Consider the following 16869-nt stretch of genomic DNA (forward strand, 5'->3'; position numbering starts at 1 on the left):
GCGGCGCGCCCGGTCTTTCCCTCCCCCCGCTTTCCCGGTTTCCCGATCACCGCCGTCAGGCATTGGCCAGGGCGCGATTCAGTGCGCTTTCCAGACGCTGCTTATAGCGTAGGAAGTGGATGCTCTGCAGGGTACTTTCCGCGGTGACCGCCGACAGGTCCAGGTCGGTGATGTAGCACGGGTAGCGTTCCTGCCCCCGGCGTTGCGCGAGGATGTGCCGGGCCACTGCCTGGAACAGCTCGCCGGCATAGTCCAGCTCGGAGAATTCGCGGTGGTTGCAGTAAAGCGTGGTGCGCGGACGCTGGCCATCGCCGGGCTCGATGATCGCCTGCACGTTGTAGTACGGCTGCGTTTGTTCCACCTGCGGGGACTGGCGGCGCTCCACGCGCTGGGCGCGCTGGCGGCCGCTTGGCAGCAGCTCGTAATAGAGGATTTCCAGGCCCGGCTGGGCCTGCGCGTCGCCCAGCGGTAAATGCGCGGCGCGGCGGTAGAGCATGGCCTGGAGGAAACGCTGCAGCGGCACCAGCAGCGCTTGCTCGTTGTCGCAGGGCTGGCGCCGCGCCCACAGCGAGTTGCGTTCGTCGAGCACGTACAGATCGGCCTGGCCCTCGTCGAGGCGATAGAACACCTGGATGCAGCCGGGACGGCCGAGCGGCAGGATCAGTGCCAGGTCTTCGCCCTCCAGGGCGTGGCGGTCGAGGTACAGCGGGCTGTATCCCGGCTGCGGCTCGCCGAGGTGTTCGAGCAGCGCCGGCAGGTCGTCGAGGGCCTGGTGGCTGACGTTGCCGGGGGCCAGGCGCAGCAGGTGATATTGCTGGCGGATCTGCAGCAGGTAGCGCCCACCACGGCCGCTGGCCAGTTGCGCATAGGCATCGCGGAACAGCTCTTCGACGCGCTGCGCGATGGCCGCCGCACGGTTGCGGCAGAAGCAGCGCACCAGCAGGCGCGGCGGCGCGCTGCCGGCGGGCAGGGCGTTGAAGAAGTCGCGCAGGCAGTCGAGCAGCGCGGCGGGGCCGGCGTAGCGACTGACCATGATTTCGTTCCAGCTGTTCAGGCTGATCTGATCGAGGCTCAGCACCAGGTTGTCGCGTACCCCGGAATAGCCGAGGGAGTCGGTGCGCGCCGTGGTCATGTGCAGGTTCGCCTGACTGTGCTGGCGCAGGGGGTCGAGGCCGACGTTGACCAGCATCAGCACGCTGGACGGCACGCTGGGGCGCAGCAGCGCCTGCTCCGACACGTCCGCCAGGGGCATGGGAATGGCTTGCTGCAGGCTGCCGAGCAGGTTCAGCAGTTCATAGTCGTTGAGGTCGCTGGCGCCGGGTTGCAGCGACAGCCGGGTGCTGGCGTCGATCACGCCGTTGCGGTGGCTCCAGGCGAGCAGTTCCATCAGCTCGCGGGCGCGCTTGAGCGGCGCATAGTCGGGCATTTCCGCCGCCGACAGGTTGCCGCCGAACAGTGCCCAGGAGGTCGCGCCAGCGCCTTCGGCGACAGGTAACTGGGCGAGGGTGAGGATATCTTCGCCGAGATCCGGTGCGATCCCCGGATTTATGAATTCGACCTTGCCGGCCTTGCGCTCGAAGGCCGCGTAGAGGCGGCGCCCGAGCACGCCCAGGTCGCGTGGATTGATGCCGCTAGCGGCTTGCTGCAGGCGAGCGAACTGCGACAGGAAACGGTAGCTGTAGGTCAGTTCGTTGACCAGGGCGCGGCGCTCCTGGGTCACCTGGCGGACCTTCCACTGACTGCGCGCGTCGAGCAGGCCGAGGACGCGGTTATCCCAGCCCCACTCGCCGCTGAGGCGCTCCATCAGCAGTCGTTGCCAGCTCTTGCGGCCCTGGCGCGGGGCGCGGCTGAGTTTCTTGCCGACCTTCAGGTACAGGCAACGGCGCACCAGTTCCAGGCGCTCTTGCTCGCCGCGCGCGACCAGGTATTCCTCCAGGCGTCGGTAGAGCATGAGGTAAGGGTCCAGTTCATCCAGCGCCAGGCGCCCGGCGTAGACCTCTGCCTTGAAGCGCAGGCTGAGGCAGGCCACCTGCGGGTGCTCGCTGGCGTAGACCTCGCTGAGCAGCAGCTTGAGGACCGATTTGTAGGGCGAGGAAATGCCCTTGAACAATTGCCACATGCCCGAGCCGATGAACTCGCCCGGCGGAATGCGTGCCAGATTGCCGAGGTCGAGCACCTCGTCGGCGCGGATGAAACGCTTGCGCAGCAGGGTGTCGACGTATTCGGCGTAGCGGCCTTCCTCGTAGACCGGCACCAGCCACCATAGCGGAGTGCGTCCGCCGAGCCAGATCGCCGTGCGGTAGAACTCGTCGAGCAGCAGGTAGTGCTGGCTGGTGCCGCAGTCGTCGGAGGTCAGTTGCGCGTTGCGTGCGCCGGCGACGAAACCCTGCGGCTCGATGAGGAAGCAGTGCACCTCGGTGCCCTGGGTGGCCGCCCACTGTTCGAGCAGGTCGCATTTGCGGCGGAGTTCGGCGACCGCGCTGGCGGTCAGCTCGCTGGCGTGGCAGACCCAGAGGTCGAGATCGCTTTGCTCGGCCTGGGCCAGCGTGCCCGGGCTACCCATCAGGAACAGGCCGTGGATCGGCAGGTCGGCGTTGCCGCGGCGCGGTTTGTAGCTGAAGGAGCGGGTCAGCCGCTGGACCTCGGCGAGCAGTTCGTCGTCCGGGATGAAGCCGCTCAGGCCGGCGGGCGTGGCGGCGGAGACATAGCCGGGGAGCAGCGGGTGATTGACGTCGAGCAGCAGCGGCAGCAGGCGCAACACCAGTTGCTGGCGGCTCGACAGGGCTTCCATGGCGCGTTGCAGGCGGCCCTGGTTGACCGCCAGGAAGCGCTTGCGCAGCCGCGCCAGCACCTTGCGGTCGATACCGTCGTCGATGTCCGGGCGAATCTCGGAGTTGAGGGTCATGGCCTGCCGCGATCAGGGGAGGGGCGTCGTGATGACTGTCGCGGTACGACGCCGGAAGTCGGACTCTATATCGTCCGCGGCGCCAGTGTCTTTAAGAACCCGCGAGCAGCCGCGCTGGGGCTGGGCTGCTCGCCGGCAGGGGTGGGCTCAGGCGGTCTTGAGGATGTTCAGCAACACCTGGGCATGCTCGGCGGCGTCCAGGCCGAGGCTGGTCAGATAGCCGCCGTCGGGCTGGTCGATCAGGCCTTTGGCGTGGAGGCGTTGAGCGGCCGCCACGGCTTCCGTTGACGCGTCATTGTGGATTTTCAGGCCCGCCTGGGTGTTTTCCAGGTCGTACAGGGCGAGCAGTTCAAGTTCCGCTACCAGCTCATGGGTGAATGCCATGGCGACTCCTCGGGGACGATGTCGCCTCAGTGTAGCCACAACCGCGGCCCCGCCGGCAAGCTCATTCCTCGCCCGGCAGTTCCGGCAGCGCGCGCAGGGCCTGTTCGTACCAGGCGCCGTCGAAGGGGCGCTCGTCGCGCAGCATCGCCTGGATTTCATGGGCCAGCACCAGGGCCATGAGGTGCAGCGCCTCTTCGCGCTCGTAGCCGACCAGGGTCAGCTTGTTGAATACCGCGCGGGCGGCGGCCGGGGATTCGCTTTCGATCTGGTTTTCGATGGCCTGGATCAGGGTTTCTTCGGCGAAGGATTCTTCGCCATCGTCGTGTTCGTTCATTCTCTATTGCTCCGCGCGGGCTTGTCTGGGCGGTGGAAGTTGTCCAACCTGCGGCGATCGATTGGGCCGCAAAGGACTCGTGAGCGACATGATCACCTATTACACCCTGGTAGGCGACCGCCTGGAGCGGCACGCAGGCGACGCCAGCGGTGCCATGCCCGCCGGCACCCTGTGGATCGACCTGCTGCACCCCAGCGCCGATGAGGAGCGCCTGCTGGAGTCGTTCATCGCGGTCGATGTACCGACCCGCGAGGAGATGGCCGAGATCGAGGACTCGTCGCGTTTCTACGAGAGCAACGGCGCGCTCTACATGACCACCTCGGTGGTCAGCGGTATCCGCGAGCACCGGCCGAGCACCGCTGAAGTCACCTGTGTGCTAACCCCGCAGTGGCTGGTGACGGTGCGCTACGCCGATCTGCTGTCCTTCCGCACTTTCGAGACGCGCGTGGCGCGCGGTGGCTGCAAGCGCGCCGCCGACCAGTTGTTCGTCAGCCTGATGGACTGCGTGGTGGATCGCATCGCCGACGTGCTGGAGTCGGTGCAGGGGCAACTGGACGCGCTGTCGCGCGATATCTTCACCGAGCAGGGCACGTCCGGCGCCAAGGTGCCGAAGGCCGACCTGCAGCAGATCGTCAAACACCTCGGGCGCAGCAACTCGCTGCTGTCCAAGCTCAACGAGAGCCTGCTCAGTGTCAGCCGGCCGCTAGCCTATTTCCGCCAGGGCGGCAACGGTAACGCCTGGGTCAGCGACGAGGCCAAGCTGGGCATGAAGTCGGTGGAGCGCGACGTGCGTTCGCTGGGCGAGTACCTGACGAAGATGTCCAACGAGATCACCTTCCTGCTCGACGCCACCCTCGGGCTGATCAACATCGAGCAGAACAGCATCATCAAGGTCTTTTCCATCGCCGCCGTGCTGTTCCTGCCGCCGACCCTGGTCGGCACCGTGTATGGCATGAACTTCACCCACATGCCCGAGCTGGCCTGGACGGCGGGTTACCCGATGGCGCTGGTGATGATGGTGATTTCGGCGATCCTGCCCTACCTCTGGTTCAAGTATCGCGGTTGGCTGTAGCGGCCGCGTCGGCGCTTTGATGCCGGTCAACGGCAGGGCCTTCTGCGCCGGCCTAGAGTGACGGTATATCCACGTCTCAATGGGAGGAGACCATGGCGCCATTCGAGCGTACCGATAATGTCCGCGATGTCGGCGAAGACACCGCGGATCAGCGCAATACCCCGGCCGCCGAGGTGGCGAGTCCGGTTCCGCCCACCCCGGGCGGCAAACAAATCCGCGCACAGAGCAAGGGACCCGTGGCCACCAAGGTGGCGCTGGCGCCCCACGGCAGCAGCGAGGACTCCACCGCGGCCGCGCTGCCGGCCAGCTATCCCTACCGGACCCGCCTGCAGCGCAGGGAGTACGAAAGCCACAAGGCCGAACTGCAGGTCGAACTGCTCAAGGTGCAGAACTGGGTCAAGGAGACCGGGCAGCGCATCGTGGTGCTGTTCGAGGGCCGCGACGCGGCCGGCAAGGGCGGCACCATCAAGCGCTTCATGGAGCATCTCAATCCGCGTGGCGCGCGGGTCGTGGCCCTGGAGAAACCGAGCGACGCGGAGCGTGGCCAGTGGTATTTCCAGCGCTACATCCAGCACCTGCCGACGGCCGGGGAAATCGTCTTCTTCGACCGCTCCTGGTACAACCGCGCTGGCGTCGAGCGAGTGATGGGCTTCTGCAGTCCGCGCGAATACCTGGAGTTCATGCAACAGGCGCCGGAGCTGGAGCGCATGCTGGTGCGCAACGGCATCCGTCTGTTCAAGTTCTGGTTCTCGGTCAGCCGCGAGGAGCAACTGCGGCGTTTCGTCTCGCGCCGCGATGACCCGCTCAAGCACTGGAAGCTGTCACCCATCGACATCCAGTCGCTGGACAAGTGGGACGATTACACCCAGGCCAAGGAGGCGATGTTCTTCCATACCGACACCGCCGATGCGCCCTGGATGGTGGTGAAGTCGGACGACAAGAAGCGCGCGCGGCTGAACTGCATCCGTCACTTCCTTCACGAACTGGATTACCCGGACAAGGACAGCAAGGTCGCTTCGGCGCCGGACGTCCGGCTGGTCGGACGCGCCGCCCGTCTGGAGGGGCCGGAGGAGATGGCCCGGCAGATCGACACCCGACCTGCCGCGGTACCCGCTTGACGACGTGCCCGCCGGGAGCTGCCCGGCGGGCCGGGTTCACTGTGCCTGGCTGAGCTGCATCAGTTGGCTGGCCAGTTCGCGGGAGTGGCGTTCGACGATGATCGGCGCCCAGGGGCGGCCGGACACGCTGACCAGGGCGTTGCTGCGGCTGTTCATGTCCTGCAATGCCTGGCTCAGGTACTTCCAGCGCACCTGCAGCTTCTTGCCCGCCTCGTCCTGGGGCAGTTGGGCGATCCTTTGGTCGAGCAGCGGCAGCAGGGTGCTTTCGTCCTGGCCGAGGTAGGCCTGGGGCTGCTCGCGGGCGATCTCCAGGCCGCCGAGGTACGCCCGGCCGAGGTACTGCGCAGAGAGGTATTCGACGCGTACCGGCAATTGCCATAACGGCAGTTCACCGGGCTTGGTCGCTGGCGGAACGAAGCGTTCGACCTGGCCGAGGAAGTCGCGCAGGGCGCGGCTGAGGTCCTTGGCATAGGTCCAGGGCAGATCGTCTTCCTTAGGCCCGTAGGCGGCGCCGTTGCGGACGCGGGTGAGCAGTTCCTGGTAGGCATTTTTCAGCCCGTCGTCGGCTTTGGCGTAGCCTTTGACCGCGTTGTCGAGGGTGGCGAGGTCGTTCTTCAACTGACTGGCATGGCCCTCCTGGAAGCCTTCGCCGCGCAGCAGCATGAGGCTGTCGAGGACGCGGCAGGCGTAGACCTGCATGGTCTGCAACTGCAATTCCTCGGTGGGCAGATTGGCCCGCGCGTGGGGCGGGAGGAGGGCGAAACAGCAAAGGAACGCATACAGCAGTACGGATGTGCGCTTCATGGCGGGAGTTTCCCTGTTGTTCTTGTTGGCCGCCGAACATGCCCGCTGGCCGGGCATGCCTGTGGTCGCGGACAGCCCCGGCCGTGCCTGGCCGGTCGGGCTCCTGCGATGGAGAGCCCGTACGCGGGCGCCATCGTGCCAGGCGCCCGGCTCCCGGGATTGCGGAGCCAGGCAAAGGTAGCGCCGATCGGCGCGGCTGCAACCATCCGAAAGAGTGAATATCCGCGCGTCAGTCGCCGGCCTGGGCGGCGTCGCAAAGACCCGGGTAGTCGAGGATCTCGATGCCGCCGTAGCTCAGGCGCAGGATGCCGCGGGCTTCCAGCTCCTTGAGGATGTGGTTGGTGGTCTGTCGCGACAGCGCCAGCATTGCCGCCAGTTGCTCTTGTGGCAGCTGCAGACTGCGCTGGCAGGCATCGCCGGCGCCGTAGCCCCCGGCCAGCATCAACAGGCGCCGGGCCAGGCGCGGCGCGGCGGGCAGCAGGGCCTGCTCTTCGAGCATGGCGAAGGCCATGCGCAGTTTGTGGCTCATCAGCAGGGCGAAGTCGCGCCAGTATTCCGGGTGTCGCGCCAGCAGCGACTGTAGTGCGCCCATGGGCACTTGCAGCAGCGTGGTGGGTTTTTCCGCGAAGGCATCGTGGGTACGCGGCTGGCCGTCGAACAGGCTGATCTCGCCGAACCAGTTGGGCGCCTCGACCAGCGCCAGCAGGGCCTCCTTGCCGCTGGCGGCGACCGCGCCGACGCGCATCCGTCCCTCGACCACGCAGTACAGGCCGCACGGCGCGTCACCCCGGGCGAACAGGCGCTGACCGGCCGGCAGGCGGCGCACCTGGGCGCTGCGTCCGAGGGCGTCGCGCAGCTCGGTGGGCAGACTCTGGAACCAGCGGCCGGAGGAAATCCGTTGCAGACAGGCGGCGCTATCGGACATGGGCTTTGTCGGCTAATTGACAGTATGAAGGCAGCACGTACACCCATGATGCCAGCACCTTGCCGGAGAACAATAATGAAAACGCTCGTCGATCACCTTGCCCAATACGCTGCCTACCATCGCGACCGGCGCAACATCGTCAGTCATTTCATCGGTATCCCGATGATCGTCCTGTCCATCGCCGTGCTGCTGTCGCGCCCGGGCATCGAATTCGCCGGCCTGCTGCTGGCGCCGGCGACCCTGCTGGCGCTGGCCGCGACTGTCTTTTACCTGCGCCTGGACCGCCGTTTCGGCCTGCTCATGGGACTGCTGCTGGCGCTGTCGCTATGGGCCGGCGCCGCGCTGGCCGGCGGTTCCACCGGCACCTGGCTGGCCTCGGGGATCGCGCTCTTCGTGGTTGGCTGGATCATCCAGTTCATCGGCCACTGGTACGAGGGCCGCAAGCCAGCCTTCGTCGATGACCTGGTGGGGCTGCTGGTCGGCCCGTTGTTCGTCGTCGCCGAGGCGGCCTTCCTGCTCGGCCTGCGCGACGAGGTGCGCCACGCGGTGGAAGAGCGCGCCGGGCCGACCTGCATTCGCCAGCGGCCGACCGCCAACCTGCACTGATCGCCCGGCGCGCGGCGGGTCAGGCGAGGGCTTCGCGGACGAAGTCCAGGCGATCCTGGCCGAAGAACATTGCCTCGCCAACGAACATCGTCGGTGCGCCGAACATACCGCGCTGCACTGCCGCCTCGGTGTTGGCCTTGAGCAGGTCTTTCACTGCCTGCTCATTGGCCAGCGCCAGCAGCGCCTGGGCATCGAAGCCGGCCTCGGCCAGGCTGGCGGCGAGCACCGCTGGATCGCCGAGGTTCTTCGCCTCGACCCAGAGGGCGCGGAACATCGCCGTCAGGTAGGCCTCGAAGCGCGCCGGCTGGCGTGCCTGCAGAGCGGTGGCGGCGCGCATCAGGAGCAGGGTGTTGATCGGAAAGAACGGATTCATCTGCAGCGCCACGCCATAGCGCCTGGCGAAGCGCTGCATGTCGATCAGGGTGTAGCGGCCCTTGGCCGGAACCGCGATCGGCGAGGTGTTGCCGGTGGCCTGGAAGACCCCGCCGAGCAGTACCGGGCGATAGTTCAGGGTGGCGCCGGCCGCGGCGCAGATCGCTGGCAACTGAGTGAAGGCCAGGTAGCTGGTGGGGCTGCCCAGATCGAAGTAGAAGTCGACGCTTTTGCTCATCTCGATGCTTCTCTGTTTTGTTGTTTGAGTGCCGCGAAGCCGGCGCGCGGCTCCGTGAACGGGTGCTTACCAGCGTTCGATCCAGGGGCGCAGGTCCAGTTCGAAGGTCCAGGCATCGCGCGGCTGGCTGTGCAGGTACCAGTAGTTGTCGGCGATGTGCTCGGGGGAAAGGATGCCGTCCTGGTCTTTGAGTGCGTACTTTTCCGGGAAGCTCTCGCGGATGAAGTCGGTGTCGATGGCGCCATCCACCACCACATGGGCCACGTGCAATCCCAGCGGGCCCAGTTCGCGCGCCATGCTCTGCGCCAGTGCGCGAATGCCGTGCTTGGCTCCGGCGAAGGCGGCGAAACCGGCGGCGCCGCGCAGGCCGGCGGTGGCTCCGGTGAACAGCAGCGTGCCGCGCTGGCGCCGGACCATGCGCCTGGCCACCGCCTGAGCGCTGAGGAAGCCGGAGAAACAGGCCATTTCCCAGATCTTGAAGTACTTGCGCGCGGTCTCGTCGAGGATGCTGCAGGGCACGTTGGCGCCGATGTTGAAGACGAAGGCTTCGATCGGCCCGATGTCGCGCTCGATGGTCTCGACCAGCTCTTGCACCTGCTCTTCCTTGCGCGCGTCGGATGCGAAGCCATGGGCCTCGCCGCCTTCGGCGCGGATCGCGTCCACCAGCGGTTGCAGCTTGTCCGCCGAGCGCCGGGTCACGCAGGCCACGTAACCTTCGCGGGCGAAACGGCGGGCGATGGCGCCGCCGGTGGCGTCGCCGGCGCCGATCACCAGTACCACTTTCTTATCGTTGTTCATGGGCTGTTCTCTTTGGTAAACGATCGTTAGATAAACGAACGTTATGCTACGCTTGCGCGGTCCGTCAAGCCGACTCCCCGGAGCCCCGTCATGCGTTATTCCGCCAGCCACAAGGAAGAAACCCGCCAGCGCCTGCTCGATAGCAGCGGCGCCATTGCCAAGCGCGATGGCTTTTCCAGTGTCGGGGTGGATGCGCTGATGAAGGCGGTGGGGCTGACCGGCGGGGCTTTCTACAATCACTTCTCATCGAAGGGCGAGCTGTTCGCCGCCATCGTCCAGCGCGAGCTGACGCAGAGCGCCGAGCGCTTGGGCAAGGCGAGCGAAACCTTCAGCCGCGAACGCCTGCAGCGCTGTCTGCAGCGCTACCTGAGCCAGGCCCATGTGGATAACGTCGAAGGCGGCTGCGCGATTCCTGCGCTGGGCGCGGAAATCGCCCGCGCCGATGTCGCGGTGCGCGAGAGCACCGAAGAGGCGCTGCTGGCCTTGCAGCGGGTCTGGGCGCAACTGCTGGACTCCGACCAGGAGGCCTGGGCGCTGCTCAGCCAGTGCGTCGGTGCGCTGCTGCTGGCGCGCATGAGCGCCAGCGAGGAGACGCGGCAGGCGATCGTCGACTCCAGCCTTGCGTTCCTGCTCCGTCACCTGGACGAAGCGGCGCCCGCCAGCTAAGCCTGCGGCGGGCGGGCGAGCCGTTGGCGCGTCCGCCCGGACGGGCTCAGAGGTGGGCCAGCGGCTGGAAGGCCTTGGGCTTGAAGTACAGCGTTTCGCCGCGCGCCAGGCCGGTCAGGCTGTCGTGGTCCTTGACCACTTCGGCTTCGATCAGCTCGTCCTGGCCCTCGACTTTCAGCGTGACCCGCGTGATCGCGCCCAGCGGGCGGATATCGCGGACTTCGGCGGGACGGTGCTGCGCCACGGCCAGGCGCGACAGCGAGACCTCGTGCGGGCGGAACAGCAGGTGCTCGTCGTTACCCAGGTGCAGGCGGTTGGAGTCGCCGAGGAAGTGGTAGACGAAATCGCTCGCCGGGTTCTCGTAGACCTCGCCCGGCGAGCCGATCTGCTCGATCACGCCCTTGTTCATCACCACGATGCGATCGGCGACTTCCATCGCTTCTTCCTGGTCGTGGGTGACGAACACGGACGTCAGGTTGATCTCTTCGTGCAGGCGTGCCAGCCAGCGGCGCAGTTCCTTGCGGACTTTGGCGTCGAGGGCGCCGAAGGGCTCGTCGAGCAGCAGGATCTTCGGTTCCACCGCCAGTGCGCGGGCCAGGGCGATGCGCTGGCGCTGGCCGCCGGAGAGCTGTTCCGGGTAGCGCTCGGCGAGCCAGTCGAGCTGCACCATGTTCAGCAGCTCATGGACCTTTTCGGCGATCCGCGCTTCGCTCGGGCGTTCCTTTTTCGGTTTCATGCGCAGGCCGAAGGCGACGTTGTCGAACACCGTCATGTGGCGGAACAGCGCGTAGTGCTGGAACACGAAACCGACGTTGCGGTCGCGCACGTCGTGCTGCGAGACGTCCTCGCCGTGGAACACGATGTTGCCGGTGTCCGGGGTCTCCAGGCCGGCGATGATGCGCAGCAGGGTGGTCTTGCCGCAGCCGGACGGACCGAGCAGGGCGACCAGTTCGCCGCTGCGGATATCCAGGTTGATCTCGTTGAGCGCCTTGAAGGCGTTGAACTGCTTGCTGACGTTGCGGATCTCGATGCTCATGGCGTGGCTCTCATTCTTCGTCAGCGTTGGCTTTCAGGCGGGACAGGCGCGATTCGCTCCACTGCTTGAGCAGCAGGATGACCAGGGCCATCAGCAGCAGCAGGGTGGCGACGCTGAAAGCGGCGACGTGGTTGTATTCGTTGTAGAGGATCTCGACGTGCAGCGGCAGGGTGTTGGTGACGCCGCGGATGTGCCCGGAAACCACCGACACCGCGCCGAACTCCCCCATCGCCCGCGCGGTGCACAGCACCACGCCGTAGATCAGGCCCCATTTGATGTTCGGCAGGGTCACGTGCCAGAACATCTGCCAGCCGTTGGCGCCGAGCAGGCGCGCGGCCTCTTCCTCCTGGGTGCCCTGTTCCTGCATCAGCGGGATCAGTTCGCGGGCGACGAAGGGGAAGGTGACGAAGATGGTCGCCAGGACGATGCCGGGCACGGCGAAGACGATCTGGATGTCGTGCTCCGACAGCCAGGGCCCGAGGTAGCCCTGGGCGCCGAACAACAGCACGTAGATCAGGCCGGCGATCACCGGCGAGACCGAGAACGGCAGGTCGATCAGGGTCACCAGCACGCTCTTGCCGGGGAACTCGAACTTGCTCACGCACCAGGCGGCGGCGACGCCGAACACCAGGTTCAGCGGCACCGAGATGGCCACCGCGATCAGCGTCAGCTTGAGCGCGGCGAGGGCGTCCGGTTCGACGATGGCGGCGAAGAAGGTGCCCAGGCCCTCCTTCAGTGCCTCGCTGAGCACCACGTACAGCGGCAGCAGCAGGAACAGCGCGAAGGCCAGCCAGGCCAGGCCGATCAGCACGCGGCGGCCCCAGGGGTTGCCGCGCCGGGCGGCATTCGCCGCGTGCGCGGCGGAAAGCGTTGCGGAAGTCATGGCGCGTTCCTCACGGGGTTTCGATGCGGCGTTGCAGCAGGTTGATCAGCAACAGCAGGACGAAGGCCACCACCAGCATGAGCACGCCGATGGCAGTGGCGCCGGTGTAGTCGTACTGGTCCAGCTTGACCATGATCAGCAGCGGCAAGATCTCGGTCTTCATCGGCATGTTGCCGGCGATGAAGATCACCGAGCCGTACTCGCCGACGCCGCGGGCGAAGGCCAGGGCGAAGCCGGTCAGCCAGGCCGGCAGCAGGGCCGGCACGAGGATGTGGCGGAACACCTGCAGCGGCTTGGCACCGAGGCAGGCGGCGGCTTCTTCGACTTCGCGCGGGATGTCCGCCAGCACCGGCTGTACGGTACGCACCACGAAGGGCAGGACCACGAAGGTCAGCGCCAGGGTGATGCCCAGGGGCGTGTAGGCGATCTTCAGGCCCAGTTGCGTGGCGAACTGGCCGACCAGACCGGCCGGCGCGTAGAGCGCGGTGAGGGCGATGCCGGCGACGGCGGTGGGCAGGGCGAAGGGCAGGTCGATCATCGCATCGATGATCTTGCGGCCGGGGAACTGGTAGCGCACCAGCACCCAGGCCAGCAGGGTGCCGATCACACCGTTGATGACCGCGGCGATCAGCGCGGTGCCGAAGCTCAGCTTGAGCGCGGCGAGCACGCGTGGCGCGCTGATGATGGTCCAGAACTGCTCCCAGCTGAGCTGGGTGGTCTTGAGGAACATGGCCCCCAGCGGAATCAGCACCAACAGGCTGAGATACACCAGGGTGTAGCCCAGAGTCAGCCCGAAGCCGGGTATGACCGGGGAGATGCGACGTGACATTGTCTGTCCTTTCTCATGCGTCGGAACGCGTTGGGCCCCCGCCATGGGGCGGGGGTTGTCGATCCGGGCAGCGCTGCAGCGCTGCCCGAAGCGTCTGGCCCGGCGCGCGGCCGGGCGCCCCAGGCCTTACTGCGCCTGGTAGATCTTGTCGAAGATGCCGCCGTCGTTGAAGAACTTCGGCTGCGCGGATTTCCAGCCGCCGAAGTCCTTGTCGATGGTCACCAGATTGAGTTTCGGGAACTGCTGGGCGAACTCGGCGGCGATCTTCTCGTTGCGCGGACGGTAGAAGTTCTGCGCGGCGATGCGTTGGCCTTCTTCGCTGTACAGGTACTTGAGGTATTCCTCGGCGACCTTGCGCGTGCCTTTCTTGTCGACCACCTTGTCGACCACCGCCACGGGCGGCTCGGCGAGGATGGAGATCGACGGCACGACGATTTCGAAGTTCTCGCCGCCTTGTTCCTTCTTGGCCAGGAAGGCTTCGTTCTCCCAGGCCAGCAGCACGTCGCCGATGTTGTTGTTGACGAAGGTGATGGTCGAGCCGCGGGCACCGGTATCCAGCACCGGCACGTGTTTGTACAGCTCTTTCACATAGGCCTCGGCCTTCTCGTCGCTAGCGAACTGGTGCTTGGCCCAGGCCCAGGCGGCGAGGAAGTTCCAGCGGGCGCCGCCGGAGGTCTTCGGGTTCGGCGTGACTACTTCCACGCCCGGCTTGGTCAGGTCGGCCCAGTCCTTGATGCCCTTGGGGTTGCCCTTGCGCACCAGGAACACGATGGTCGAGGTGTAGGGAGTGCTGTTGTCCGGCAGGCGTGCTTGCCAGTCGGCCGACAGCAGGTTGCCGTTCTTGCTCAGTTCGTCGATGTCGCCGGCCAGGGCCAGGGTCACCACGTCGGCCTTGAGGCCGTCGATCACCGCGCGGGCCTGTTTGCCCGAGCCGCCGTGGGATTGCTGGATGCTCAGGTCGTCGCCGCCCTGGGCCTTCCAGTGCTTGATGAAGGCGGCGTTGTACGCCTGGTACAGCTCGCGGGTCGGGTCGTAGGAAACGTTCAGCAGTTGGCTGGCGGCGGCCGCGGGGCCGGCGATCAGGGCACTGGCCAGGGCGGCCAGGGCAAAACGGCGAAGGGACATGTGCAGCTCCTGAAAGGCAATTCTTAGTGTTGTGCGTCAGCTGTTCTTAGGAAGGTGTCAGCCGCGCATTCGCGGCTGACCACTGCAATACCGATGGGGGTGGGCTGTGGCGGCGGTCAAGGCGAATCCTCCGGTGTTCCAGTCGGCTGCCGGCAGGCTCAGGCCTGCTTGCTGGCGGGCTGCTGCAGGCGGAACTTTTCCTTGCGTTCGATCTGCACCACTTGGCCGTTGTGCACGGTGATTTCGACGGCGCCGAAACGCAGGCCGCGCAGGGCGCTCTGGACTTCGCGCAGGATGTTGGCTTCGTCCTGGCTATCGAGGCTACGGAGGGTTGCGCTCATGGATCTCTGCTCCTTGTGAGTGAGCCGCCGGCGGCCTGGCGGTGGGCGGCTCGTGCGGTATGAGCGCATCTTAGACAGGAGCTATATATTCTTAAAAATACTGTTTAAGAATTTTTATATTCCGCGAAGTTTTATACGCTTTCGTCGACGTTCTGCGCCGTGGCGCACCAGGGCAATTCGCTGGCTGGCTGCGGGCGTCCGTACCAGTAGCCCTGGCCGAAATCGCAGGCATGGCTGAGGAGGAAGGCCGCCTGGTCGGGGCGCTCGATGCCTTCGGCGACCACCTTCAGGCCCATGCTGCGGGCCAGGGCGATGATCGCGCAGGCGATGGCGGCGTCCTCGGTGTCGCCGGGCAGGCCGGCGACGAAGCCCTGGTCGATCTTCAGCTTCTGCACCGGCATGCGCTTGAGGCGCATCAGCGAGGAGTAGCCGGTGCCGAAGTCGTCGATCGCCAGGTGCACCCCCAGCGCGCGCAGGCGCTGCATCAGCGCCACCGACTGGTCGACGTTCTGCATGATCGCGCTCTCGGTGACTTCCAGCACCAAGTGCTGCGGCGCCAGGTCGCTCTCGCGCAGGGCGCGCGCCACGCGATCTTCCAGACCCTCGCGGCAGAACACCCGGCTGGACAGGTTCACAGCGACGAACTCCAGCAGCACGCCCTGGTCCAGCCAGGCGCGCATCTGCCGGCAGGCCTGATCGAGCACCCAGGTGTCGATGGCAGCGATCAGACCGCAGGCTTCGGCCACCGGGATGAACTCGCCAGGCGGCACCAGGCCGCGCTCCGGGTGCTGCCAGCGCACCAGCGACTCGACGCCGACCACCCGGCCGCTGGCCAGGTCGTGCACCGGCTGGTAGTAGACGCGCAGCTCGTCGTTTTCCAAGGCCTGGCGCAGTGCGGCCTCGACCTGCACATGGGCGCGCGCGCGGGCGGTCAGCTCCGGCGTGTAGAAGGCGTACAGGCTGCGGCCGCTGGCCTTGGCCTGGAACAGCGCGGCGTCGGCGTGCTGCAGCAGGTGGTCGACGTCGCGGGCGTCGTCCGGGTAGAGGCTGACGCCGAGGCTGGCGGAGATGTAGATCGGCTGGCCGGCGACCTCGAAGGGCGCATCCATGGCGTCCAGCAGGCGTTGCGCCAGGCTGCTGACATGCTGCGGCAGGCGGTTTTCGAGGATCACGGCGAACTCGTCGCCGCCCAGGCGGGCCAGCGAGCTGTGCTCGTCGAGGAGCCCGCGCAGGCGTTCGGCGACTGCCTTGACCAGCAGGTCGCCGGTGCTGTGGCCGAGGCTGTCGTTGATGTGCTTGAAGTGGTCGAGGTCGAGCAGCAACAGCGCGCCGCCGCTCTTGTCGCGCTCGCCGCGGGCCAGCGCCTGTTCGATGCGTTCGAGCAGGAGCAGGCGGTTGGGCAGCCCGGTGAGCGGGTCGTGGTGGGCGAGGAAGTCCAGTTCGCGCTGCGAGCGTTTGATGCTGCTGAGGTCGGAGAACACCGCGACGTAGTGGGTCAGCTTGCCCTTTTCGTCATGCACGGCGCAGATGTGTTGCCACTGCGGATACACCTCGCCGCTCTTGCGCCGGTTCCAGATTTCTCCGCACCAGACGCCGTCGGACTTCAGCGCTTGCCACATGCGTTGGTAGAAACCGTCGTCCTGCAGGCCGGACTTGAGCACTGAAGGATTGCGGCCGAGCACCTCGTCGGCGCTGTAGCCGGTGATGCGCTGGAACGATGGGTTGATGTGCAGGATCTTGCCGTGCACGTCGGCGACCAGCAGGCCTTCCTGGGTCGCCTCGAAGACAGCGGCGGCCTGGCGCAGATGGTCGTCGGTCTGGCGCTGGCGGGTCACGTCGCGGCTGGTGCCGGTCATGCGCGTCGGTTCGCCATGGCCATCGCGGCTGACTCGGCCGCGCGTGTGAATCCAACGGTAGCCGCCGTCGCTGTGGCGCAGGCGATAGGTGCATTCGAACTGCGCGCTGCGGCCCTGCAGATGATCCTGGTAGGTGGCCAGGGTGCTCTCCCGGTCATCCGGGTGCAGGCGCTCGTACCACTGGCCGATCTGCGTGCCCATCTGGCAGTAGGGCACGCCGATCAGGTGGGCGTAGCCAGGCGAATAGAACACCTGGTCGTTACTCAGGTCCCACTCCCAGATGCCGTCTTCCACCGCGTCCAGGGCGCGGTTGAGACGCTGTTCGCTCTCTTCCAGGGCGGCGTAGGTGCGCTGCTGGTGCCCGAATTGGCGCTTCAGGAGCAGGAACAGCAGCAGGCTGGTCACGGCGATGAACAGGTATTTCTTGCCGGTCAGCCAGGGCATCAGGGCGCTTTCGTCGAGGATGAGCTGCAGCAACTGATCGCTCAGCACAGTCCAGAGACAGGCGGCAACCAGGTACGCGAGGCAGATACGGAGGGCACTCAGGCGAGGGTTCATTGGGGTGAGGGGATGATTT

The 16869-nt window shown here is 66.4% G+C and carries 17 protein-coding genes; 4 read left to right on the forward strand and 13 right to left on the reverse strand.

The window, feature by feature from the left end:
- Positions 1 to 55 precede the first annotated feature (55 nt).
- The 3 genes from BLQ74_RS18785 to BLQ74_RS18795 all read right to left on the reverse strand — a co-directional run bounded on the left by BLQ74_RS18785 (position 56) and on the right by BLQ74_RS18795 (position 3623).
- The gene (locus BLQ74_RS18785; RefSeq protein WP_090264984.1) at positions 56 to 2905 is read right to left on the reverse strand and encodes a class I adenylate cyclase; all 2850 of its coding nucleotides are present in this window, start codon (positions 2903 to 2905) and stop codon (positions 56 to 58) included.
- A 147-nt stretch (positions 2906 to 3052) separates the two neighbouring features.
- Entirely contained in the window at positions 3053 to 3289 is a 237-nt protein-coding gene (locus tag BLQ74_RS18790; RefSeq protein WP_090264985.1) for a TIGR02647 family protein, read from the reverse strand.
- Between the two features lie 61 nt (positions 3290 to 3350).
- Complete coding sequence (locus BLQ74_RS18795; protein WP_090264987.1) at positions 3351 to 3623, reverse strand: DUF1841 family protein; 273 nt, start codon at positions 3621 to 3623, stop codon at positions 3351 to 3353.
- Positions 3624 to 3711: 88 nt separating this feature from the next.
- On the opposite strand from BLQ74_RS18795, the gene BLQ74_RS18800 reads away from it, so the two are divergent.
- Both BLQ74_RS18800 and ppk2 read left to right on the forward strand, forming a co-directional pair.
- Positions 3712 to 4695 (forward strand): magnesium transporter CorA family protein, encoded by a 984-nt coding sequence (locus BLQ74_RS18800; protein WP_090264989.1) that lies wholly within the window; start codon positions 3712 to 3714, stop codon positions 4693 to 4695.
- A gap of 236 nt (positions 4696 to 4931) precedes the next feature.
- Entirely contained in the window at positions 4932 to 5813 is an 882-nt protein-coding gene (gene ppk2, locus BLQ74_RS18805; protein ID WP_090265499.1) for a polyphosphate kinase 2, read from the forward strand.
- A 36-nt stretch (positions 5814 to 5849) separates the two neighbouring features.
- On the opposite strand, the gene BLQ74_RS18810 is transcribed toward ppk2, so the two are convergent.
- Both BLQ74_RS18810 and BLQ74_RS18815 read right to left on the reverse strand, forming a co-directional pair.
- Positions 5850 to 6617: a hypothetical protein gene (locus tag BLQ74_RS18810; RefSeq protein ID WP_090264991.1), complete on the reverse strand. Its 768-nt coding sequence runs from the start codon at positions 6615 to 6617 to the stop codon at positions 5850 to 5852.
- A 229-nt stretch (positions 6618 to 6846) separates the two neighbouring features.
- Positions 6847 to 7542 carry a Crp/Fnr family transcriptional regulator gene (locus BLQ74_RS18815; RefSeq protein WP_090264994.1) on the reverse strand — a complete coding sequence of 232 codons (696 nt, stop codon included), beginning with the start codon at positions 7540 to 7542 and terminating at the stop codon, positions 6847 to 6849.
- Positions 7543 to 7617: 75 nt separating this feature from the next.
- Between BLQ74_RS18815 and BLQ74_RS18820 the strand changes: the two genes are divergently transcribed.
- Positions 7618 to 8148, forward strand: a complete 531-nt coding sequence (locus BLQ74_RS18820; protein ID WP_090264996.1) for an Mpo1 family 2-hydroxy fatty acid dioxygenase — start codon at positions 7618 to 7620, stop codon at positions 8146 to 8148.
- A gap of 19 nt (positions 8149 to 8167) precedes the next feature.
- Here BLQ74_RS18820 and BLQ74_RS18825 read toward each other — a convergent pair whose 3' ends face one another.
- Positions 8168 to 8758 (reverse strand): 2-hydroxychromene-2-carboxylate isomerase, encoded by a 591-nt coding sequence (locus tag BLQ74_RS18825; protein WP_090264998.1) that lies wholly within the window; start codon positions 8756 to 8758, stop codon positions 8168 to 8170.
- Between the two features lie 66 nt (positions 8759 to 8824).
- A complete protein-coding gene (locus BLQ74_RS18830) occupies positions 8825 to 9556 on the reverse strand; it encodes an SDR family oxidoreductase (RefSeq protein ID WP_090265000.1) in 732 nt (243 codons plus the stop codon).
- Between the two features lie 90 nt (positions 9557 to 9646).
- Between BLQ74_RS18830 and BLQ74_RS18835 the strand changes: the two genes are divergently transcribed.
- Complete coding sequence (locus BLQ74_RS18835) at positions 9647 to 10222, forward strand: TetR/AcrR family transcriptional regulator (RefSeq protein ID WP_090265002.1); 576 nt, start codon at positions 9647 to 9649, stop codon at positions 10220 to 10222.
- A gap of 46 nt (positions 10223 to 10268) precedes the next feature.
- Here BLQ74_RS18835 and BLQ74_RS18840 read toward each other — a convergent pair whose 3' ends face one another.
- The 6 genes from BLQ74_RS18840 to BLQ74_RS18865 all read right to left on the reverse strand — a co-directional run bounded on the left by BLQ74_RS18840 (position 10269) and on the right by BLQ74_RS18865 (position 16850).
- Positions 10269 to 11258, reverse strand: a complete 990-nt coding sequence (locus BLQ74_RS18840; protein WP_090265004.1) for a sulfate/molybdate ABC transporter ATP-binding protein — start codon at positions 11256 to 11258, stop codon at positions 10269 to 10271.
- Positions 11259 to 11268: 10 nt separating this feature from the next.
- Complete coding sequence (gene cysW / locus BLQ74_RS18845; RefSeq protein ID WP_090265006.1) at positions 11269 to 12141, reverse strand: sulfate ABC transporter permease subunit CysW; 873 nt, start codon at positions 12139 to 12141, stop codon at positions 11269 to 11271.
- Positions 12142 to 12151: 10 nt separating this feature from the next.
- The gene (cysT, locus tag BLQ74_RS18850; RefSeq protein ID WP_090265009.1) at positions 12152 to 12970 is read right to left on the reverse strand and encodes a sulfate ABC transporter permease subunit CysT; all 819 of its coding nucleotides are present in this window, start codon (positions 12968 to 12970) and stop codon (positions 12152 to 12154) included.
- A 126-nt stretch (positions 12971 to 13096) separates the two neighbouring features.
- Positions 13097 to 14095, reverse strand: a complete 999-nt coding sequence (locus tag BLQ74_RS18855) for a sulfate ABC transporter substrate-binding protein (RefSeq protein WP_090265011.1) — start codon at positions 14093 to 14095, stop codon at positions 13097 to 13099.
- A gap of 158 nt (positions 14096 to 14253) precedes the next feature.
- On the reverse strand, positions 14254 to 14436 hold the full coding sequence (oscA, locus tag BLQ74_RS18860) for a sulfur starvation response protein OscA (protein ID WP_090265013.1): 183 nt from the start codon (positions 14434 to 14436) through the stop codon (positions 14254 to 14256).
- 131 nt (positions 14437 to 14567) lie between these two features.
- Positions 14568 to 16850, reverse strand: coding sequence for a putative bifunctional diguanylate cyclase/phosphodiesterase (locus BLQ74_RS18865; protein ID WP_090265015.1), 2283 nt, complete (start codon positions 16848 to 16850; stop codon positions 14568 to 14570).
- Positions 16851 to 16869 lie beyond the last annotated feature (19 nt).

The sequence above is a fragment of the Pseudomonas panipatensis genome (assembly GCF_900099785.1).
In the GTDB taxonomy this organism is placed as follows: Bacteria; Pseudomonadota; Gammaproteobacteria; order Pseudomonadales; family Pseudomonadaceae; genus Pseudomonas; species Pseudomonas panipatensis.

What these genes read in the sequence shown, in the direction of transcription:
- BLQ74_RS18835 (WP_090265002.1), top strand. Translation starts at nt 9,647, where the DNA reads ATGCGTTATTCCGCCAGCCACAAGGAAGAAACCCGCCAGCGCCTGCTC.
- BLQ74_RS18785 (WP_090264984.1), bottom strand. Translation starts at nt 2,905, where the DNA reads ATGACCCTCAACTCCGAGATTCGCCCGGACATCGACGACGGTATCGAC.
- BLQ74_RS18830 (WP_090265000.1), bottom strand. Translation starts at nt 9,556, where the DNA reads ATGAACAACGATAAGAAAGTGGTACTGGTGATCGGCGCCGGCGACGCC.
- BLQ74_RS18810 (WP_090264991.1), bottom strand. Translation starts at nt 6,617, where the DNA reads ATGAAGCGCACATCCGTACTGCTGTATGCGTTCCTTTGCTGTTTCGCC.
- BLQ74_RS18800 (WP_090264989.1), top strand. Translation starts at nt 3,712, where the DNA reads ATGATCACCTATTACACCCTGGTAGGCGACCGCCTGGAGCGGCACGCA.
- cysT (WP_090265009.1), bottom strand. Translation starts at nt 12,970, where the DNA reads ATGTCACGTCGCATCTCCCCGGTCATACCCGGCTTCGGGCTGACTCTG.
- BLQ74_RS18820 (WP_090264996.1), top strand. Translation starts at nt 7,618, where the DNA reads ATGAAAACGCTCGTCGATCACCTTGCCCAATACGCTGCCTACCATCGC.
- BLQ74_RS18825 (WP_090264998.1), bottom strand. Translation starts at nt 8,758, where the DNA reads ATGAGCAAAAGCGTCGACTTCTACTTCGATCTGGGCAGCCCCACCAGC.
- BLQ74_RS18795 (WP_090264987.1), bottom strand. Translation starts at nt 3,623, where the DNA reads ATGAACGAACACGACGATGGCGAAGAATCCTTCGCCGAAGAAACCCTG.
- BLQ74_RS18840 (WP_090265004.1), bottom strand. Translation starts at nt 11,258, where the DNA reads ATGAGCATCGAGATCCGCAACGTCAGCAAGCAGTTCAACGCCTTCAAG.
- BLQ74_RS18790 (WP_090264985.1), bottom strand. Translation starts at nt 3,289, where the DNA reads ATGGCATTCACCCATGAGCTGGTAGCGGAACTTGAACTGCTCGCCCTG.
- BLQ74_RS18815 (WP_090264994.1), bottom strand. Translation starts at nt 7,542, where the DNA reads ATGTCCGATAGCGCCGCCTGTCTGCAACGGATTTCCTCCGGCCGCTGG.
- BLQ74_RS18865 (WP_090265015.1), bottom strand. Translation starts at nt 16,850, where the DNA reads ATGAACCCTCGCCTGAGTGCCCTCCGTATCTGCCTCGCGTACCTGGTT.
- cysW (WP_090265006.1), bottom strand. Translation starts at nt 12,141, where the DNA reads ATGACTTCCGCAACGCTTTCCGCCGCGCACGCGGCGAATGCCGCCCGG.
- oscA (WP_090265013.1), bottom strand. Translation starts at nt 14,436, where the DNA reads ATGAGCGCAACCCTCCGTAGCCTCGATAGCCAGGACGAAGCCAACATC.
- BLQ74_RS18855 (WP_090265011.1), bottom strand. Translation starts at nt 14,095, where the DNA reads ATGTCCCTTCGCCGTTTTGCCCTGGCCGCCCTGGCCAGTGCCCTGATC.